This is a genomic window from Pengzhenrongella sp. (genome assembly GCF_036565025.1).
GTDB lineage: Bacteria > Actinomycetota > Actinomycetes > Actinomycetales > Cellulomonadaceae > Pengzhenrongella.
The window spans coordinates 1-2,375 of the sequence record NZ_DATCNW010000348.1 but is presented as its reverse complement, the minus strand read 5'-3'; the positions used below and the strand labels follow the sequence as shown (position 1 = coordinate 2,375).

The 2,375-nt window shown below is 71.5% G+C and carries 3 protein-coding genes; all 3 read left to right on the top strand.

What is annotated here, in order from left to right:
- Positions 1-873: methyl-accepting chemotaxis protein (locus tag VIM26_RS19960; protein WP_331954496.1), on the top strand; the 873-nt coding region annotated here is incomplete at its 5' end.
- Positions 874-981: 108 nt separating this feature from the next.
- Entirely contained in the window at positions 982-1,359 is a 378-nt protein-coding gene (locus VIM26_RS19955; protein ID WP_331954494.1) for a metalloregulator ArsR/SmtB family transcription factor, read from the top strand.
- Positions 1,359-2,279 (top strand): cation diffusion facilitator family transporter, encoded by a 921-nt coding sequence (locus VIM26_RS19950; RefSeq protein ID WP_331954492.1) that lies wholly within the window; start codon positions 1,359-1,361, stop codon positions 2,277-2,279. Before VIM26_RS19955 ends, VIM26_RS19950 begins: the two co-directional genes overlap by 1 nt.
- The last annotated feature ends 96 nt before the right edge of the window (positions 2,280-2,375 follow it).

Below are 2,375 nucleotides of genomic sequence, written 5' to 3'. Positions count from 1 at the left end.
GCCATGTCGAGCACCGACGAGCTCGCGCAGATGGTGGTCGCCTCGGGCGCCGCCACGCGGGGGATGCGCGAGGTGGTGACTCAGGTGGCCCAGAGCCTGGGGACCCTGAACGGCTCGGTCACCCGGCTCCAGGACGGCAGTGCCGAGATGGACCGCGCGGCCGGCAATGCGACGAACCAGGTGGAGGGCGCGACCGTGGAGGTGCAGGTGGTCAACGGGAACATGCAGACCGTCGCCTCGGGGACCGAGCAGATGAGCGTGTCCATCCGGGAGATCGCCTCCCATGCGCACGAGGCGGCCCAGGTGGCGCAGCAGGCGGTCGATCGGGCGCAGGCGACCGATGCCCGGGTGCGCAGGCTCAACGACAGCTCGGCGGAGATCATGAGCATCGTCAACGTGATCACCTCGATCGCCGGGCAGACCAACTTGCTCGCCCTGAACGCCACGATCGAGGCGGCGCGGGCCGGGGAAGCGGGCAAGGGGTTCGCCGTCGTCGCGGGGGAGGTCAAGGAGCTGGCCAACGAGACGACCCGGGCGACCGACGACATCATCAAGCGCGTGCAGGCGATCCAGCAGGACACCGGCGACGTGGTGGACGCCATCGACCAGATCCGGACCGTGATCGAGCGGATCAACGAGCTGCAGACCACGGTGGCCGCCGCCCTGGAAGAGCAGACCGCCACGACCGAGGAGATCAGCCGCAGCGTCGGTGCGGCCGCGTCCGCGTCGGACCGCATCGCCGAGCGCATGCATGCCGTCGGGTCGGCCACCACCGAGACGTCCGCCGGGGTCCGCAAGACCCGGGCGTCGGCCGAGGAGCTGCACGCCATGTCGGGTGAGCTGGCGCTGGCCGTCGGCTCGTTCACCGTGTGATCGTTCGCGGTTCCTGGTCGGCGCGACCGCCCTCACGGGGGCTGTCGCGTCGTCCCTCGCGCGTGACCTGCGATAACATCTGCACAAGTACACAGATGTGGAGATGCCATGAGCGTGGTTGCGTCGTTGGACTCGTGCGAGGTGATCGCGGTCGACCCCGAGAAGGTCGCGCTCGCCCTGGAGAACGCCCCCGAACCGGGTGAGATCGCTGGTCTTGCTCAGCTGTTCAAGCTGCTCGGCGATCCCAAGCGGATCCGGATGCTGTACGCGCTGCTCGAGGCCGGCGAGCTGTGCGTCTGCGATCTCTCCACCGCGGTCGAGGTGCCCGAGACGACCGTCTCGCAGGCGCTGCGGCTGCTCCGGACGGCCGGTGTGGTCGAGCACCGCCGGTCCGGGCGGATGGTCTACTACCGGCTCGCCGACGCGCATGTGCGGATGCTGCTCGACCTCTCGCGCGAGCACACCCGTCACGACGGGGCCCACTGATGGGCGCCGGCCACGGGCACAGCCACGGCCCCCCGGCGAGCGGGCACGCCGGGGCGCGGCACCGCACCCGTCTCGCGTCCGTCTTCGCCCTGACGGCGGCGTTCTTCTTCGTCGAGCTCGTCGTCGGGCTGGTTTCGGGGTCGCTCGCGCTGATCTCCGACGCGGGTCACATGGCCGCCGACGTCGTCGCCCTCGGGGCGAGCCTGGTCGCGACACGCATCGCCACCCGCCCGGACCGGACCGGGCGACGGACCTACGGCTCCTACCGGGCCGAGGTGTTCGCCTCGGGCCTGACCGTGCTGATCATGCTGGGCGTCGGGGTGTACGTCGTGGTCGAGGCCGTCGGCCGGCTCGGGCACACGCCGCGGGTCGTCTCCGGGGCGATGCTCGTCGTCGGCCTGATCGGGCTGGTGGTCAACGTCGCCTCGATGCTCGTGCTGCGCAGCGGGTCGCGCGAGAGCCTCAACATGCGCGGGGCGTACTTCGAGGTGGTCGCCGACGCCGCCGGCTCGGTCGGGGTGATCGTTGCCGGGGCGCTCATCGCGGTCACCGGCCAACCGGTCTGGGACGTCGTCGTCGCGCTGCTGATCGCGGTCTTCGTGCTGGTCCGCGCGCTCACGCTCGGGCGCCAGGTGCTGGCCGTGCTCGGTCAGCACGCCCCGGAGGGGATCGACCCGGAGGCGGTCGCCGTGTCGCTCGGGAGCATCGACGGCGTCTCGCAGGTGCACGACCTGCACCTGTGGGCGCTGACGTCGGGGATGAACGTGGCGACCGCACACCTCGTCGCCGCGGCGCAGTCCGACCATCACGGCGTGCTGGACAGCGCGCGTGACGTGCTGCGCGAGGAGTACGGGATCGCGCACGCGACGTTGCAGGTCGAGCCGAGTGATCACCACGGGTGTCAGGACATCGCCTGGTAGTCCGGTCGCCGCTACTTCTTCGAGTTCGCCCGCCGGTGGCCCGCCGACCCGCCGGCACGCCGACCCGCCGCCGGTCCGCCGGCCCGCCGGCCCGCC

Coding starts and splice junctions, on each gene's coding strand:
- VIM26_RS19955 (WP_331954494.1), top strand. CDS start 982: ATGAGCGTGGTTGCGTCGTTGGACTCGTGCGAGGTGATCGCGGTCGAC.
- VIM26_RS19950 (WP_331954492.1), top strand. CDS start 1,359: ATGGGCGCCGGCCACGGGCACAGCCACGGCCCCCCGGCGAGCGGGCAC.